The organism is Pseudomonas helvetica (genome assembly GCF_039908645.1).
GTDB classification, from domain to species: Bacteria; Pseudomonadota; Gammaproteobacteria; order Pseudomonadales; family Pseudomonadaceae; genus Aquipseudomonas; species Aquipseudomonas helvetica.
Window position 1 is genome coordinate 5,036,567 of record NZ_CP150917.1, and the last position, 16,610, is coordinate 5,053,176.

Consider the following 16,610-nt stretch of genomic DNA (forward strand, 5'->3'; position numbering starts at 1 on the left):
ACAGGGTAAGGCTGGCTTACATCATGCCGCCCATGCCGCCCATACCGCCCATGTCTGGCATGCCGCCGCCAGCTGGTGCGTCTTCCTTGATCTCGGCGATCATGGCTTCGGTGGTGATCATCAGGCTGGCAATCGACGAAGCCGCTTGCAGAGCCGAACGAGTCACTTTAGCCGGGTCCAGGATACCCATTTCGATCATGTCGCCGTATTCGCCGGTAGCAGCGTTGTAACCGTAGTTACCCTTGCCCTGCTTGACCTTGTCGACTACAACGCTTGGCTCGTCGCCGGAGTTGGCAACGATCTGGCGCAGTGGCGCTTCAACAGCGCGACGCAGCAACTGGATGCCGACGTTCTGGTCATCGTTGTCGCCTTTCAGCTCGGAGATCGCTTGCAGAGCGCGAACCAGTGCCACGCCACCGCCAGGTACCACGCCTTCTTCAACGGCTGCACGGGTAGCGTGCAGGGCGTCTTCAACGCGGGCTTTCTTCTCTTTCATTTCAACTTCGGAACCAGCGCCAACCTTGATCACTGCAACGCCGCCGGACAGCTTGGCCAGACGCTCTTGCAGTTTTTCACGGTCGTAGTCTGACGAAGTGTCAGCCACTTGTTGACGGATCTGCACAACGCGAGCCTGGATGTCAGCCTCAACGCCAGCACCGTCGATGATGGTGGTGTTTTCTTTGGACAGGATCACGCGCTTGGCATTACCCAGGTGTTCCAGGGTAGTGCTTTCCAGGCTCAGGCCGATCTCTTCGGAGATAACGGTACCGCCAGTCAGAACAGCGATGTCCTGCAGCATGGCCTTGCGACGGTCGCCGAAGCCTGGGGCTTTGACGGCAGCCACTTTAACGATGCCGCGCATGTTGTTCACAACCAGAGTCGCCAGGGCTTCGCCTTCAACGTCTTCGGCAACGATCAGCAGAGGACGGCCGGCTTTGGCAACGGCTTCCAGTACTGGCAGCATTTCGCGGATGTTCGAGATCTTTTTGTCGACCAGCAGGATCAGCGGACCGTCCAGTTCGGCAGTCATGGTCTCTGGCTTGTTGACGAAGTACGGGGACAGGTAGCCACGGTCGAACTGCATGCCTTCTACAACCGACAGTTCGTTTTCCAGGCCCGAGCCTTCTTCAACGGTGATCACGCCTTCTTTACCGACTTTTTCCATGGCTTCGGCAATGATGTCGCCGATGGAGCTGTCGGAGTTGGCCGAGATGGTGCCGACCTGAGCGATTGCCTTGGTGTCAGCGCATGGCTTGGACAGGGCTTTGAGCTCTTTGACGATAGCGATGGTCGCTTTGTCGATACCGCGTTTCAGGTCCATCGGGTTCATGCCGGCAGCGACGGCTTTCAGGCCTTCGTTGACGATCGACTGAGCCAGAACGGTCGCGGTGGTGGTGCCGTCGCCTGCGTCATCGTTGGCACGGGAGGCAACGTCTTTGACCAGCTGCGCGCCCATGTTTTCGAAACGGTCTTTGAGTTCGATTTCTTTGGCTACGGAAACGCCGTCCTTGGTGATGGTCGGAGCGCCGAAGCTCTTCTCGATGATCACGTTACGGCCTTTAGGGCCCAGGGTCGCTTTTACTGCGTCAGCCAGGACGTTGACACCGGCGAGCATTTTCTTACGGGCGGAATCGCCGAATTTAACTTCTTTAGCAGCCATGATCGATATTCCTTAAATACTTTTGTAGTAGCGGGAAATTGAGCGCAAATCAGCCTTCGATAACAGCGAGAATCTCGTTCTCAGCCATTACCAGCAGGTCTTCACCGTCGACTTTCACAGTGTTGCTGCCGGAGTACGGGCCGAACACAACCTTGTCACCCACTTTCACGGCCAGCGCACGCACTTCACCGTTGTCCAGCACGCGGCCGGTACCTACAGCGAGGACTTCACCGCTGTTGGCTTTTTCGGCAGCCGAACCTGGCAGAACGATACCGCCAGCGGTTTTCTTTTCTTCTTCGCTGCGACGGATGACGACGCGGTCATGCAGAGGACGAAGCTTCATTGTCGATCTCTCCTAATTGTGGTTTTCAGCGGCCGGTGTAATCCCGGCGGGTTAAATTCCGGCGTTGCCGGTTGCGGCTCGTCAAGCGAACCGCGGAAGTCTGTCTGGTGATCTTCACCAGAAACCTTGCGGTGACCGTTACATAAGGGCGCATAAGCTTATTACAAGGGCTGGGCAGTGAATTTTTTTACGGCACCGACCACAGAAACGAACACGGCACCCGAAGGTGCCGTGTCAATGAAACAGTTATTTGGAGTCGCGGTGCTCGAACTCGCCCTCGATCACGTTCGGTTCACGGCCCAACGGTTGACGCGGAGCCGGGCCGCCACGCGGTTGCAGATCATCGGCAAAGGCACGCTGACGAATTGCCTGCTCCTCGGCGCGCTTGCGCATCGCGTTGGCCAGCAACCGACGGGTGATCGGCAAGATCATGATCAGACCGATCACGCTGCTGACGAAACCTGGCAGGATCAACAGACCGCCGCCCAAGGCGAGCATCAGGCCTTCAAGCATGGTCTGCGCTGGCAACTCGCCGCGGTTCAGGCTTTCACGAGCACGCAATGCGGTAGCCAGGCCGGCGATGCGCAGCACGAACACACCGAACATCGAGCCGAGAATGATCAGCAGCAGCGCCGGGAAAAACCCGATGGCCGCGCTGACCTTGACGAATACGAACAGCTCCAACACCGGGAACAGCAGAAAGAGCAACAAAAAAGGGCGCATCAAATGGTTCCTCAACGCAAGAATGCCTTGCAAGTAGAACGTAGATGACGTCGCCGTTTCGTGATTTCAAGCGTCGGCTGTCGCATTTTTCGGCCATTGCTCGGCGTGAGCCAATAAAACCAAGGCTTCGCGTACTTGTGTCGGCGTATTACACACTTCCGGGAACGGTAACCAGTACAGCCCCTGGCCAATGCGCAGGTGCATGCCTTCGGCGTCGATGCCCGCCAACTGAGCGGGTGCGGTTTTCGGCAGGCCGGCCAGCTCGACGTAATGGGCGATGGCCTTGGCGTGGTCGGCGTTCATGTGTTCGATCATGCTCGCTTCGGCCTTGCCGGCGAATGGGTTGGCCAGGGTCAATTGGTCGACCCAGTGAATCGCACCGAAACCGCCGATGTAGCGATGCCGTATCGGTTTGAGTACCCAGAAGTCGAAATCATGCGCCTTGTGATAATTCTGCGAATCCGGGAAATAGCGGTAATAACGCTCGGCGGCGGCATCGATGGCGGCCTGATCCTGAATTTTTTCCGCTTCGGCCAGGTAGGTCAGGCGACCAACGGCCTGTACGTCTTCAGCCTCCCGCTCACCCACCAGCAATGAACATTTGGGGTCTTTTTGCAGATTGTGGGTGTGCTGGGCGATCCGGCTGATCAGGATCAGCGGCCGGCCCTGCTCGTCCAGGCAATAAGGAACCACTGAGCCGAACGGGAAACCGGGCATTGCCTTGGAGTGCGTCGAGAGCACTCCGCGGTATTCCTTGAGCAACAATTCTCGGGCATGCTTGGCAGCTTCAACGCTCAATTTATGACTCCCTATATAGAATCCGTCAAAAAAACGGACAGGCTCCTGGGACAAAGTTCCAGCAACGCCATCGGGGCAGTTCTCATGTGCAGCCAGGCCACATCAGGTGCAGATCGAGAGGCTCTCTAAAAGGAAACCACTCTGACCTGCCATTTGGGGCATGCGAATGAAACTCACTGACAAAGTAATCATTATCACCGGCGGTTGCCAGGGTTTAGGCCGTTCGATGGCCGAGTATTTCGCCGCCAAGGGCGCAAAACTGGCACTGGTCGATCTCAACCAGGAAAAGCTAGACCAGGCCGTCGCCGCCTGCAAAGCCGCCGGTGTCGAAGCTCGCGCTTATCTGTGCAACGTTGCCAATGAAGAACAGGTGACGCACATGGTCGCCCAGGTTGCCGAAGACTTCGGCGCGATCCATGGCCTGATCAACAACGCCGGGATTCTGCGCGATGGCCTGCTGATCAAGGTCAAGGATGGCGAAATGACCAAAATGAGCCTGGCCCAGTGGCAGGCCGTGATCGACGTCAACCTGACCGGCGTGTTCCTCTGCACCCGTGAAGTGGCGGCGAAAATGATCGAGCTGAAGACCGGCGGCGCGATCGTCAACATCTCCTCGATTTCCCGCGCCGGCAACGTCGGCCAGACCAACTACTCCGCCGCCAAGGCCGGGGTTGCTGCGGCCACCGTGACCTGGGCCAAGGAACTCGCGCGCTATGGCATTCGCGTGGCCGGTATTGCGCCGGGCTTCATCGAAACCGAAATGACCCTGAGCATGAAGCCTGAAGCGCTGGAGAAAATGACCTCCGGGATTCCGCTCAAACGCATGGGCAAGCCCGAAGAGATCGCCCATTCGGCGGCGTACATCTTCGAGAACGACTACTACACCGGCCGGATCCTGGAAATGGATGGCGGTTTGCGGATTTAAAGTTCAGCACAAAACCCTGTGGCGAGGGGGCTTGTCGGAACGCCGCACCGCCCCGTTCGGCTGCGAAGCAGTCGTAAACCGGTTGACGCGCTTTTACAGGGAGAGAACGCCGACCAGTATTGGGGTGGCTTCGCCACCCAACGGGGGCAAGCCCCCTCGCCACAAAAGCAGGTCCTCCATTTACCCAATCAATCGTCACTGACGGTGATGTTCGGCATCGCTGGCGTGGCGGCTTCCTGCAAGACAATCCGCGCACCGACATGACGGGCCAGTTCCTGGTAGACCATGGCGATCTGGCTGTCCGGCTCGGCAATCACTGTTGGCTTGCCGCCGTCAGCCTGCTCACGGATCAACATCGACAGCGGCAGCGATGCCAGCAGTTCGACGCCATATTGGCTGGCCAGCTTCTCGCCGCCGCCTTCACCGAACAGGTGCTCGGCATGACCGCAGTTGGAGCAGATGTGCACAGCCATGTTTTCCACCACGCCGAGCACTGGAATGTTGACCTTGCGGAACATCTCCACGCCTTTGCGGGCGTCCAGCAATGCCAGATCCTGCGGCGTGGTGACGATCACCGCCCCCGCCACCGGGACTTTTTGCGCCAGGGTCAACTGAATGTCACCGGTACCCGGCGGCATGTCGATCACCAGATAATCCAGATCGCTCCAGGCGGTCTGTGTCACCAGTTGCAGCAAGGCGCCGGAGACCATCGGGCCACGCCAGACCATCGGCGTGTTGTCGTCGGTCAAAAACGCCATGGACATGACTTCAACGCCATGCGACTCGATCGGCACGAACCACTTCTGGTCCTTGATCTTCGGTCGGGTGCCTTCCGGGATGCCGAACATGATGCCCTGGCTCGGGCCGTAGATATCGGCATCGAGGATCCCGACCTTGGCGCCTTCGCGGGCCAGCGCCAGCGCAAGGTTGGCGGCGGTGGTGGATTTGCCCACGCCGCCCTTGCCGGACGCCACCGCGACCACGTTCTTGACGTTGGCCAAACCCGGGATCTGCGCCTGCGCCTTGTGCGCGGCAATCACGGTGCTGATGTCGACTTTGGCCGAGGTCACGCCCTCCAGTCCTTCGATCGCCATTTGCAGCATTTGCGCCCAGCCACTCTTGAACAGGCCGGCGGCGTAGCCCAGTTCCAGCTGAACGCTGACGCGGTCGCCCTGAATGTCGATGCTGCGCAGGCAACCGGCGCTGACCGGATCCTGGTTCAAGTAAGGGTCGGTGTACTGACGAAGGACGGCTTCCACCGCTGCGCGATTGACGGCGCTCATGGGCAACTCCGATAACAAGGCTGGAAAATCAGACGGGTATCCTACGCCGGACACTCATTTGTGGCGAGGGAGCTTGCTCCCGCTCGGGTGCGCAGCAGCCGTAATTTTATTGACGCGGCGATGCTGTCCGCTCGGCGTCGCCTTATATGGGGCGGCTTCGCCACCCAGCGGGAGCAAGCTCCCTCGCCACAGATATTCGCAGCGACGCATCGGGAAACAGGCCTGAAGGGTGAAAAATATGCGCCGGCGCTTTATAGTGGCCGACCTCCGTTTCATCAAGTAGCCGAGCCCCATGTCCGAGCCACGCAAGATCCTCGTCACCAGCGCCCTGCCCTATGCCAATGGTTCAATCCACCTTGGCCATATGCTTGAGTACATCCAGACCGATATGTGGGTGCGCTTCCAGAAGCATCGCGGCAATCAATGCACGTATGTCTGCGCGGACGACGCCCACGGTTCGGCCATCATGCTGCGCGCAGAAAAAGAAGGCATCACCCCGGAACAACTGATCGCCAACGTCCAGGCTGAACACAGCGCCGACTTTGCCGAGTTCCTGGTGGACTTCGACAACTTCCACTCCACTCACGCTGAAGAAAACCGTGAGCTGTCGAGCCAGATCTACCTGAAGCTGCGTGACGCCGGGCACATCGCCACGCGCTCGATCACCCAGTATTTCGACCCGGAAAAGAAAATGTTCCTGGCCGACCGCTTCATCAAGGGCACCTGCCCGAAGTGCGGCACTGAAGACCAGTACGGCGACAACTGCGAAAAGTGCGGTGCCACTTACGCGCCGACCGACCTGAAAGATCCGAAGTCGGCGATCTCGGGCGCCACACCGGTGCTCAAGGATTCCCAACACTTCTTCTTCAAGCTGCCGGACTTCCAGCAGATGCTGCAGGAATGGACCCGCAGCGGCACCCTGCAAGACGCAGTCGCGAACAAGATCGCCGAATGGCTGGATGTCGGCCTGCAACAGTGGGATATCTCCCGCGATGCGCCGTATTTCGGTTTCGAAATCCCCGACGAGCCAGGCAAGTACTTCTATGTCTGGCTCGACGCGCCAATCGGCTACATGGCGAGCTTCAAGAACCTCTGCGCACGTCGTCCTGAACTGGACTTCGACGCGTACTGGGCCAAGGACTCCACCGCCGAGCTGTACCACTTCATCGGCAAGGACATCGTCAATTTCCACGCGCTGTTCTGGCCAGCCATGCTCGAAGGCGCGGGCTACCGCAAGCCGACCGGTATCAACGTACACGGCTACCTGACCGTCAATGGCCAGAAAATGTCCAAGTCCCGCGGCACCTTCATCAAGGCCCGGACCTACCTGGACCACCTGTCGCCGGAATACCTGCGTTACTACTACGCCTCCAAACTCGGCCGTGGCGTCGACGACCTGGACCTGAACCTCGAAGACTTCGTGCAGAAGGTCAACTCCGACCTGGTCGGCAAAGTCGTCAACATCGCCAGCCGCTGCGCCGGCTTCATCCACAAAGGCAACGCCGGTGTGCTGGTGGCCGGTAATGCCGCGCCAGAACTGACCGACGCGTTCCTGGCCGCCGCGCCGAGCATCGCCGAGGCCTATGAGGCTCGCGACTTCGCCCGTGCCATGCGCGAAATCATGGGCCTGGCCGACCGCGCCAACGCCTGGATCGCCGACAAGGCGCCATGGTCGCTGAACAAGCAGGAAGGCAAGCAAGACGAAGTCCAGGCGATCTGCGCCCTGGGCGTCAACCTGTTCCGCCAACTGGTGATCTTCCTCAAGCCTGTGCTGCCGTTGCTCGCCGCCGACGCCGAGGCGTTCCTCAACGTCGCACCGCTGACCTGGAACGATCACGCGACCCTGCTCAGCAACCATCAACTGAACGAGTTCAAACCGCTGATGACCCGTATCGACCCAGTCAAGGTGCAAGCCATGACCGACGCTTCGAAAGAAGACCTGGCCGCCAGCCAGACCGACACCGGCGATGCCGCCCCACAAGGGAATGGCGAACTGGCCAAGGATCCGCTGTCGCCAGAGATCGAGTTCGATACCTTTGCCGCGGTTGACCTGCGGGTGGCGCTGATCCTCAAGGCCGAAGCCGTGGAAGGCGCGGACAAGCTGCTGCGCCTGACCCTGGATATCGGTGACGAGCAACGCAACGTGTTCTCCGGCATCAAGAGCGCATATCCAGACCCGGCCAAGCTTGAAGGTCGTCTGACGATGATGATCGCCAACCTCAAGCCACGCAAAATGCGTTTCGGGATCTCCGAAGGCATGGTCATGGCGGCAGGCCCTGGCGGCGAAGAAATCTACCTGTTGAGCCCGGACAGCGGCGCCAAGCCGGGTCAGCGCATCAAGTAAGTTGCCTGACTGAACCGATCCCACCGTCGCGTTGACTCGCGGCGGTGGGATTTTCATATCTGCTTGCCGGATAATGCCTAATCTTTATGCACAGGCCCGTTCGCTCAACCCGGCACGCCCATGACCGACATTCTGCTCACGCTCATCAGCACCGCCCTGATCAATAACTTCATCGTGCACTGGCCGCTGGGTGTCGATCCGTTGATGCAATCGACGCGTGAGCCTGCCATCGAACGTCGTCAGGTTCATGCCCTGGGCATTGCAACCACCTGCCTGATGTTGCTCAGCGGCGTTCTGGGTTACGCGGCCTATTACTGGTTGCTGATACTGCTCGGGCTGACGTCCTTGTACCTGTTTGTGTTTTTGCCCTTGAGCGTACTGCTGATTACCCCGCTGCTGAATCTGCTGACGCGTGCCCTGCCGCAGTTACCGTTCAACGGCTTGTGGCCGTTATTGCTGGGCAACGCTGGCGTGCTGGGGCTGAGCCTGTTCGGCATGCAGAGTGACAAAGGCTTTGGCTATCACGTAGCGCTATGTCTTGGCGCCGGGCTGGGTTTCTGGCTGGTGCTGAGTCTGTTCAGCGACCTGCGCCAGCGCATTCTCAATAACGATGTGCCCCTGCCCTTTCGTGGCCTGCCGATCGACCTGATCAGCGCCGGACTGATCGCAGTGGCATTTCTCGGCTTCAGCGGACTGATCAAAACATGAGTCTGATTCAACGTATCGACGCACTCCTGCCGCAGACCCAATGCGGCAAATGCGGCCACCCCGGATGCAAGCCCTACGCTGAAGGCATCGCCAATGGCGAGGCAATCAACAAGTGCCCACCGGGCGGCAACGAGACCATTTCAGCGTTGGCCGAACTGCTGAAAATCCCGGTGTTGGAACTGGACACCAGCCGTGGCTCGGCACCGGCGCAAATTGCATTTATCCGTGAAGCCGAATGCATCGGCTGCACCAAGTGCATTCAGGCCTGCCCGATAGACGCAATTGTCGGCGCAGCAAAACTGATGCACACGGTGCTGATCGACGAATGCACTGGTTGCGATCTGTGCGTAGCACCCTGCCCGGTGGATTGCATCGAAATGCATCCTTTACCCTCGACCCAGGTGCTGCCGATTATCGGTGGTCTGGCGTTCACGCCCGAAGAACTGCAAGCACGCAACGCCAAACGCGATCACGCAAGGCAGCGCTTCGAACAGCGCAATGCACGCCTGCGTCGTGAGGAAGAGCAAAAGCACGCTGAACGACTGGCCCGCGCGCAAAAAGCCGCTCAACACAGCGATGCCAGCAATACCCCGCTGCAGGACGCCATTGCCCGGGTTCAGGCCCAAAAAGCCGCAGCCGCCGATGCCGCGCTGAAAAAAGCCAAGATCGATGTGGCGATGAGCCGCGCGCAACTGAACAAATCGCTGAAAGCTTTTGGGCATCCTCCGACCTTCGAACAGCAGTCGCAGCTGATCATTTTGCAGCAGCAATTCGAAGCCGCCGAGCAAGCTCTGACGCAGCTCGAAAGCACAGTCCCGTCAGCACCTGTGCAACCGACGGCGCCGGCCAACGATGCCGAACTCAAACGCGCGAAAATCCAGCTGGCGATGCGTCGCGCCGAGCTGAAAAAAGCCCAGGCCAGCGAAGCACCGGCCGAGCAACTGGAAGCGCTCAGCGCGGCCCTCGCTCAAGCGGAGCAGGCGCTGCACGCTGCCGAGGGAGCCAGCGAAAAACCGGCACCCGACCTGGTACGCGTCGAAAAACGTCCCATCGACGCTCAACTGCGGCAACTGAAAACCGAGCTGGCTTATGCCCGCGCCGATGTCAGCAAGCTCGAGCGGGGTCCTGATACACCGGCGGAGCTCCTGGCCAAGGCCCGCGAACGGCTCTGCGAAGCCGAGCGCCAGGTAAACGCCTATGTCGCCCCTTGAACCGGTCGATGATCGCCTGCAACAGGCGATGAAACGGGTGTTACTGGCCACCGTGCCGGGCATGCTGGTGTTGTTCTGGTTATCTGGCTGGGGTGTTCTGATCAATCTGCTGCTGGCCTGCGGCAGCGCGTTAGCCGTTGAAGCGCTGGTGTTGCGCTTGCGCAAGTACCCGCTCAAGCCTGCGCTAAGCGACGGCAGCGCGTTGGTCAGCGCTACCTTGCTGGCACTGGCGTTACCACCTTACTGTCCATGGTGGTTGACGGTCAGCGCTGCGGTATTCGCGATGTTTTTCGGCAAGCACCTTTATGGTGGCGTTGGCAAAAACCCGTTCAATCCGGCCATGCTCGGTTTTGCGCTGGTACTGGTGTGTTTCCCGCGACAGATGACCCACTGGCCGACGTCCCACGGGATGAATCTGCTCGCCGGCCTGCAACAGATTTTCGGTTTCAATTTCAGCGGTGCCGAGCAGCCCGACGCCTGGGTGACGGCCACGGCGCTGGATAGCCTGCGAATCAACAAAAGCCTGACCATGGACGAACTCTTCGCCGGCAACCCGGCGTTTGGCCACATGGGTGGTAAAGGTATCGAATGGGTGAATCTGGCTTTCCTCGCCGGCGGCGCGTTCCTGTTACAGCAGCGGGTGTTCAGCTGGCATGCGCCGGTCGGCATGCTCGGCAGTCTGTTCGTCATCAGCCTGTTGTGCTGGAACGGCTCAGGTTCGGACTCCCACGGCTCCCCACTCTTTCACTTGCTGACGGGTGCGAGCATGCTCGGGGCATTCTTTATCGTGACCGAACCGGTATCGGGAGCGAAAAGTCCAAAAGCCCGCCTGATGTTCGGCGCGGGCGTCGGCCTGCTGACCTACCTGATTCGAACCTGGGGCGGCTATCCCGACGGGGTGGCCTTTGCGGTGCTGCTGATGAATCTCTGCGTACCGGCCCTGGAACGCCTCGCTGCTGCACAACCAGAGCCTCGTACACCATGAAGCGGAATTTCAGTGTGCTGATGCTGGTGGTCGTGGCCGGATTGGGCGCAGGCGCTACATTTTTCCTGCAACACGCCACCGCGCCGCAGATATCGGCTGAACAGCGCTTGATCGAAAGCCGCAAGCTGTTCGACATGCTGCCAGTCGGCAGCTACGACAATCAGCCTTTGGACCAGCGACTCGCGTTCAAGGATATCGCGCTGAGCAACAGCACCTTACTGGGCGGTTACCTGGCCACAGCAGGCGGAAAACCCAGTGCAGTGATATTACGCAGCCAGGTGACGGGTTACGAAAATGCGATCGAACTGCTGATCGTGATCGACATCAACGGCAAGTTGCTGGGAGTCAAAACCCTCAAGCAATCGGAAACACCAGGGCTGGGCGGGAGAATCGCCGACCAGCCCAATCCCTGGCTTCAGGGCTTTTTCGGCAAGTCGCGCAACGACCCTGGTGACAGTGGCTGGGCGCTGAAAAAAGATCAGGGGCAATTCGACCAGTTGATCGGCGCAACCGTCACTTCCAGGGCGGTGATCAGCGCGATCCATGATGCGTTACGCTATTTCGACGAGCATCAGCCACAACTGATCGGGAGCGGACAATGAACCAGTCCTCGATGCTGCAGAACTCGCTGATATTGACCCCGTTGATCGGCGCCAGTGACTCCTTGGTAAAAGCCTTGGGTCTGTCGCTGTTATCGCTGCTGGTCATTGGTGTTTACGGCCTGAAGATGAGTGTATTGCGGCCGCGAATCGTCCCGTCCATGCAGTTGATCACCTGCATTGCACTCGCCGCCACATTGACCAGCCTGGCAACATTGGCATTACAGGCCTGGGCCTTTGAACTGCATCAGCAACTGGGAATGTATGCCGGACTGATTGCCCTGCAGTGCATTGTGCTGGAGTACAGCGGCTTTTTTACCCAGGCGAGCATGATCGACCGGACTCGCCTGTCCAGCCTGTTTTTTGGGCTGATGGTTGTACTGGGCGTGTTGCGAGAAGCCCTTGGCAATGGGTCATTCGCCAGCCATGTGTCCTGGTTGAGCGGAATTATTGATTCCAGCGGGCAAGGCTGGCTGTTTGCCGCTGATGGCGGCATACGACTGGCCATCCTCGCCCCCGGCGGATTTATCCTGCTGGGACTGCTCATAGCCGCCAAACAAGCCTGGCCCGGCGCCTCGACCTCACACTGACCGCCTTCAAGGAACTGCTCTGCCCATGAATGCTGCAAAACGCCTGGAAATTTTCCGTCGGCTTCACGAAGACAATCCGGAACCGAAAACCGAACTGGCCTACTCGTCGCCCTTCGAATTGCTGATCGCCGTGATCCTTTCCGCGCAGTCCACGGACGTAGGCGTCAACAAGGCCACCGCCAAGCTGTTTCCGGTGGCCAATACTCCGGCAGCGATGTATGCGCTGGGTGTAGAAGGATTGTCCGAGTACATCAAGACCATCGGCCTGTACAACAGCAAGGCAAAAAACGTCATAGAAACCTGCCGAATGCTGGTAGAGCTTCATGGCGGCGAAGTACCGCAAACCCGTGAGGAGCTGGAAGCGCTGCCCGGGGTCGGTAGAAAGACCGCGAACGTGGTGCTCAATACGGCTTTTCGCCAGCTGACCATGGCCGTCGACACGCACATTTTCCGGGTCAGCAACCGCACAGGGTTAGCGCCAGGCAAGAATGTCGTCGAGGTGGAAAAAAAACTGATGAAGTTTGTTCCCAAGGAGTATCTGCTCGACTCCCATCACTGGCTGATCCTCCACGGACGCTACGTTTGCCTGGCTCGCAAGCCCCGTTGTGGCAGCTGCCGTATCGAAGACCTGTGCGAATACAAGCAAAAGACCTCCGACGATTGAGGTTCTATTAGATTTATTGATTTACCGATTGAAAAAATCTTTTTTACCCGCCGGGAGAATGTCGATATAAGAAGCGCCAATGGCATTCTTAGCCTGGAGTTAACCTTATGAGCACTGGCAAAGAACAACTGGACACAGAAGACGACTTCATCTCTGTTGAGGCCGATGATGCCGAGCCTGTGGTAGAGGTAGCAAAGACCAACCTGAGCAAACGTCGCACCATCGATAATCTCCTGGAGGAGCGCCGCTTGCAAAAGCAACTGGCCGATTACGACTTTGACCTTTAACACCTGAAAGCCTCCCGAAATGGAGGCTTTTCAGCACTCCCTCAACCGCTGGGCAATGCTCTCTGATTCATCAATGAGTCCGGCGCGGCGGAGACATCAGGGCAAGCCATCCGGCGACTCAAAATCCGATCAGACTCCGCTTACCTTCAGACGCTTTCCATGCACAAAGCACTACTCGCCCGGAGAGATTCAAACCAGACCATTACGCTGCGCAAGCTCGATAAGGTCTACCAGCGAGCGGGCATTGAGCTTCAATAGCAGACGCGTTTTGTAAGTACTCACGGTTTTGTTGCTGAGGAACATTCCATCGGCAATTTCCTTGTTGGTCTTTCCTCGGGCCAACTGTTGTAAAACCATCATCTCCCTTCCTGACAGACGATCCACCATGTCGGCTTCACTCGCGTTCCCCAAACTTGAGCGAACCGAGTGCAACGCCTGATTCGGAAAGTAGCTATATCCTGACAATACAGCCTTGATTGCACTGAGCAACTCGGTGAGGTCCTGCTGTTTGCAGACATACCCGGCTGCCCCTGCCTGCATGCAACGCATTGAAAAGTGACCGGGGGCCTGCGACGTCAAGACCAGCACTTTCAAAGGCATGGTGGTCGAGGTCAAGCGTGCAATAACTTCCAGGCCATCCAGTTTCGGAATACCGATATCCAGTATCACGATATCCGGCATCTGTTCACGGGCAAGTTGCAAGGCATCGACACCATTGTCCGTTTCGGCAATGACTTCATAGCCATGACGTTCCATTAGCATACGTACAGCAAGACGAATGACGGGGTGATCATCCACGATCAGCACTTTATTCATGGGCAAGTCCAATTTCGCTGTTCGAATTTTTAGAGCCCGCACAATAGCGTAGTCGTTTCGACCTTGGGATGCTGCCCACCCCAACCACCTACACCGAGAGACAATCCCTACAAACAACAGGGATTCCCCCTACAGGATTTCATAAAAAACAATGTCGCTTAAAGTTTATTCGAGGCGCCCACCTCTCTGGTCACCGGTATTTTTTCTGTGGACATCTAAGAAACCAGCTGACAATACACACTCTATCCCGGCCATTAATTAAACATACGTCTATTATCAAAAAACAACCCGCTTTCACCCGCTTACATGAATCACGTTAAAACAAGGCTATTGATCCGTTAAAAATAGTGATAAAACTGCAAAGCAGACCGATCCATAAACCCTTTACAAAAACTAATAAATCAATACCGAACCACCACGACCACTTAACATTTTCACCCACAAGGAATCACTATAGATCACTATTTAACGAGTAATAAAAATGACAAAAATTCAAAAAAAAATATCCAACCCGATGACCATAATTGCGATATTTGCGACGCTCTCCGAAACTTCGGCAGCCGTATCGTTGCCCTTTCTCGACAACGAGGAGCGCCAGACGTACATCTGGTTTCTGATCAGCTTCCCCTTTTACCTGCTCTTTTTATTTTTTATCACACTCAACTTTAACTACAAATCACTGTATGCACCTTCTGATTTTCAAAAGAGCAAACAGTTTGTAAAAGTCATCGACGATGCTGCTCGACCAGAAAAAAACAGAAACACCGCTCTTAACGACCCCGCTGAAGAGGAGAATCAACCCAATTCAATCAAAGGACATAAACCCGACTATCTGCTTCCGAGCACGCCCGCTCCACCCGCCTATATAACCTTCATCACGAACCTTACAACCCAACAGCCAGTGTCTTTACCGGCGTCGATACATGGCATGCAGATCATTGATGCACGATGGATTCGCAAAAAGAAAGATGTCGGCAGTTTGATGAACGCGCTCTATTCAAGGAAACATCATGACCGTGAAGTGATCGTCTTCCTGACAAGCGGTGAGTCGGAACATTTGATTAACGAAAGAGCACTCAAAAAATCAGGTGCAAGATCCCTGAAGCCCAAAGAGTCTTTTTACATGAGTTATAACTTGAGTACTTTGGCAGTGACCGTCGTCAGCCAGCACTGACACAGACACAGACACAGACAGAACAGAAGGGGGGGGTACAGACAATCCAGGAAGTTAACAACCAGGACCTGGTGACGCAGATTCAGGAGACAAACCACACACGAATGCTTCGATCACATTGTGGCCCCGTTACAAACGGGGCCACAATCGTTGATCACGCCAACAACATCAGAACAGCTTGCGGCCTTTGTTTGCGGCAATGCGCATACGCAGAGCGTTCAGCTTGATGAAGCCGGCTGCATCAGCCTGGTTGTAAGCGCCGCCATCTTCTTCGAAGGTAGCAATGTTGGCGTCGAACAACGATTCGTCAGACTTGCGACCGGTAACGATCACGTTGCCTTTGTACAGCTTCAGGCGAACCACACCGTTCACATGCGCCTGGGAAGCATCGATCATCTGTTGCAGCATCAGACGCTCAGGGCTCCACCAGTAACCGGTGTAGATCAGGCTGGCATATTTAGGCATCAGCTCGTCTTTGAGGTGAGCCACTTCACGGTCCAGAGTGATCGACTCGATCGCCCGGTGAGCACGCAGCATGATGGTGCCGCCTGGGGTTTCGTAGCAACCACGGGACTTCATGCCGACGTAACGGTTCTCGACGATGTCCAGACGGCCGATGCCGTGCTCGCCACCGATACGGTTCAGGGTCGCCAGCACGGTAGCCGGAGTCATTTCGACGCCGTCCAGTGCAACGATGTCGCCGTTGCGGTAAGTCAGTTCCAGGTACTGCGGCTTGTCAGGAGCGTTCTCCGGGGAGACGGTCCAGCGCCACATATCTTCTTCGTGCTCGGTCCAGGTATCTTCCAGCACGCCGCCTTCATAGGAGATGTGCAGCAGGTTGGCGTCCATCGAGTACGGGGATTTTTTCTTGCCGTGACGTTCGATCGGGATCGCGTGCTTCGCCGCATAATCCATCAGCTTCTCGCGGGACAGCAGGTCCCACTCGCGCCAAGGGGCGATCACTTTCACGCCAGGCTTGAGTGCATAGGCACCCAGTTCAAAACGAACCTGGTCGTTGCCCTTGCCGGTCGCGCCATGGGAAATGGCGTCAGCGCCGGTTTCGTTGGCGATTTCGATCAGGCGTTTGGCGATCAACGGACGAGCGATGGAAGTACCCAGCAGGTACTCGCCTTCGTAAACGGTGTTGGCACGGAACATCGGGAAAACGAAATCACGCACGAATTCTTCGCGCAGATCGTCGATGTAGATTTCTTTTACGCCCATGGCTTGTGCCTTGGCGCGGGCCGGCTCGACCTCTTCACCCTGACCCAGGTCAGCGGTAAAGGTCACCACTTCACAGTTATAAGTATCCTGCAGCCACTTGAGGATCACCGAAGTGTCCAGGCCGCCGGAATACGCCAGAACGACCTTGTTTACGTCCGCCATGCCATCACTCCACGGGGTTCTACGGAAAGCCGAGAAGTCTACCGCTGCGAGCGGATAAATTACAGAGGCGCGACAGCTTATGATGACGAAGCGACAGATTATGTCGAGCGGGCG

17 protein-coding genes are annotated in these 16,610 nt (G+C 57.3%); 10 read left to right on the forward strand and 7 right to left on the reverse strand.

Features of this window, described 5'->3' with window-relative positions:
• Positions 1 to 16: 16 nt before the first annotated feature.
• The 4 genes from groL to AABM55_RS23360 form a co-directional block, all read right to left on the reverse strand.
• Complete coding sequence (groL, locus tag AABM55_RS23345) at positions 17 to 1,660, reverse strand: chaperonin GroEL (protein ID WP_054593791.1); 1,644 nt, start codon at positions 1,658 to 1,660, stop codon at positions 17 to 19.
• 49 nt (positions 1,661 to 1,709) lie between these two features.
• A complete protein-coding gene (locus AABM55_RS23350; RefSeq protein ID WP_008032125.1) occupies positions 1,710 to 2,003 on the reverse strand; it encodes a co-chaperone GroES in 294 nt (97 codons plus the stop codon).
• Positions 2,004 to 2,249: 246 nt separating this feature from the next.
• Entirely contained in the window at positions 2,250 to 2,726 is a 477-nt protein-coding gene (locus tag AABM55_RS23355) for an FxsA family protein (RefSeq protein WP_054593792.1), read from the reverse strand.
• A 66-nt stretch (positions 2,727 to 2,792) separates the two neighbouring features.
• Positions 2,793 to 3,524: a HugZ family protein gene (locus AABM55_RS23360; protein WP_054593793.1), complete on the reverse strand. Its 732-nt coding sequence runs from the start codon at positions 3,522 to 3,524 to the stop codon at positions 2,793 to 2,795.
• Positions 3,525 to 3,690: 166 nt separating this feature from the next.
• Between AABM55_RS23360 and AABM55_RS23365 the strand changes: the two genes are divergently transcribed.
• Positions 3,691 to 4,449, forward strand: coding sequence for an SDR family oxidoreductase (locus AABM55_RS23365; RefSeq protein WP_103315087.1), 759 nt, complete (start codon positions 3,691 to 3,693; stop codon positions 4,447 to 4,449).
• A 188-nt stretch (positions 4,450 to 4,637) separates the two neighbouring features.
• Here AABM55_RS23365 and apbC read toward each other — a convergent pair whose 3' ends face one another.
• Positions 4,638 to 5,732 (reverse strand): iron-sulfur cluster carrier protein ApbC, encoded by a 1,095-nt coding sequence (gene apbC / locus AABM55_RS23370; RefSeq protein WP_103315088.1) that lies wholly within the window; start codon positions 5,730 to 5,732, stop codon positions 4,638 to 4,640.
• Positions 5,733 to 6,024: 292 nt separating this feature from the next.
• Between apbC and metG the strand changes: the two genes are divergently transcribed.
• The 8 genes from metG to AABM55_RS23410 all read left to right on the forward strand — a co-directional run bounded on the left by metG (position 6,025) and on the right by AABM55_RS23410 (position 13,120).
• On the forward strand, positions 6,025 to 8,076 hold the full coding sequence (gene metG / locus AABM55_RS23375) for a methionine--tRNA ligase (protein WP_054593796.1): 2,052 nt from the start codon (positions 6,025 to 6,027) through the stop codon (positions 8,074 to 8,076).
• 120 nt (positions 8,077 to 8,196) lie between these two features.
• Positions 8,197 to 8,784 (forward strand): Rnf-Nqr domain containing protein, encoded by a 588-nt coding sequence (locus tag AABM55_RS23380; protein ID WP_347927889.1) that lies wholly within the window; start codon positions 8,197 to 8,199, stop codon positions 8,782 to 8,784.
• Positions 8,781 to 9,995, forward strand: coding sequence for an electron transport complex subunit RsxB (gene rsxB / locus AABM55_RS23385; protein ID WP_054593798.1), 1,215 nt, complete (start codon positions 8,781 to 8,783; stop codon positions 9,993 to 9,995). Before AABM55_RS23380 ends, rsxB begins: the two co-directional genes overlap by 4 nt.
• Complete coding sequence (locus tag AABM55_RS23390; RefSeq protein WP_347927890.1) at positions 9,982 to 10,980, forward strand: RnfABCDGE type electron transport complex subunit D; 999 nt, start codon at positions 9,982 to 9,984, stop codon at positions 10,978 to 10,980. The genes rsxB and AABM55_RS23390 overlap by 14 nt, the downstream gene beginning before the upstream one ends.
• The gene (locus AABM55_RS23395; RefSeq protein ID WP_347927891.1) at positions 10,977 to 11,582 is read left to right on the forward strand and encodes an RnfABCDGE type electron transport complex subunit G; all 606 of its coding nucleotides are present in this window, start codon (positions 10,977 to 10,979) and stop codon (positions 11,580 to 11,582) included. The genes AABM55_RS23390 and AABM55_RS23395 overlap by 4 nt, the downstream gene beginning before the upstream one ends.
• A complete protein-coding gene (locus tag AABM55_RS23400) occupies positions 11,579 to 12,169 on the forward strand; it encodes an Rnf-Nqr domain containing protein (RefSeq protein ID WP_054593801.1) in 591 nt (196 codons plus the stop codon). Before AABM55_RS23395 ends, AABM55_RS23400 begins: the two co-directional genes overlap by 4 nt.
• 25 nt (positions 12,170 to 12,194) lie before the next feature.
• Positions 12,195 to 12,833, forward strand: coding sequence for an endonuclease III (nth, locus tag AABM55_RS23405; RefSeq protein ID WP_054593802.1), 639 nt, complete (start codon positions 12,195 to 12,197; stop codon positions 12,831 to 12,833).
• 107 nt (positions 12,834 to 12,940) lie between these two features.
• The gene (locus AABM55_RS23410) at positions 12,941 to 13,120 is read left to right on the forward strand and encodes a PA3496 family putative envelope integrity protein (protein ID WP_019693351.1); all 180 of its coding nucleotides are present in this window, start codon (positions 12,941 to 12,943) and stop codon (positions 13,118 to 13,120) included.
• Between the two features lie 189 nt (positions 13,121 to 13,309).
• On the opposite strand, the gene AABM55_RS23415 is transcribed toward AABM55_RS23410, so the two are convergent.
• The gene (locus tag AABM55_RS23415; protein WP_054593803.1) at positions 13,310 to 13,936 is read right to left on the reverse strand and encodes a response regulator transcription factor; all 627 of its coding nucleotides are present in this window, start codon (positions 13,934 to 13,936) and stop codon (positions 13,310 to 13,312) included.
• Between the two features lie 481 nt (positions 13,937 to 14,417).
• Between AABM55_RS23415 and AABM55_RS23420 the strand changes: the two genes are divergently transcribed.
• Positions 14,418 to 15,110 (forward strand): hypothetical protein, encoded by a 693-nt coding sequence (locus AABM55_RS23420; protein WP_347927892.1) that lies wholly within the window; start codon positions 14,418 to 14,420, stop codon positions 15,108 to 15,110.
• 168 nt (positions 15,111 to 15,278) lie between these two features.
• Here the strand turns inward: AABM55_RS23420 and AABM55_RS23425 are convergent, their stop codons facing one another.
• Positions 15,279 to 16,496: an argininosuccinate synthase gene (locus AABM55_RS23425; protein ID WP_019693354.1), complete on the reverse strand. Its 1,218-nt coding sequence runs from the start codon at positions 16,494 to 16,496 to the stop codon at positions 15,279 to 15,281.
• Between the last annotated feature and the right edge of the window lie 114 nt (positions 16,497 to 16,610).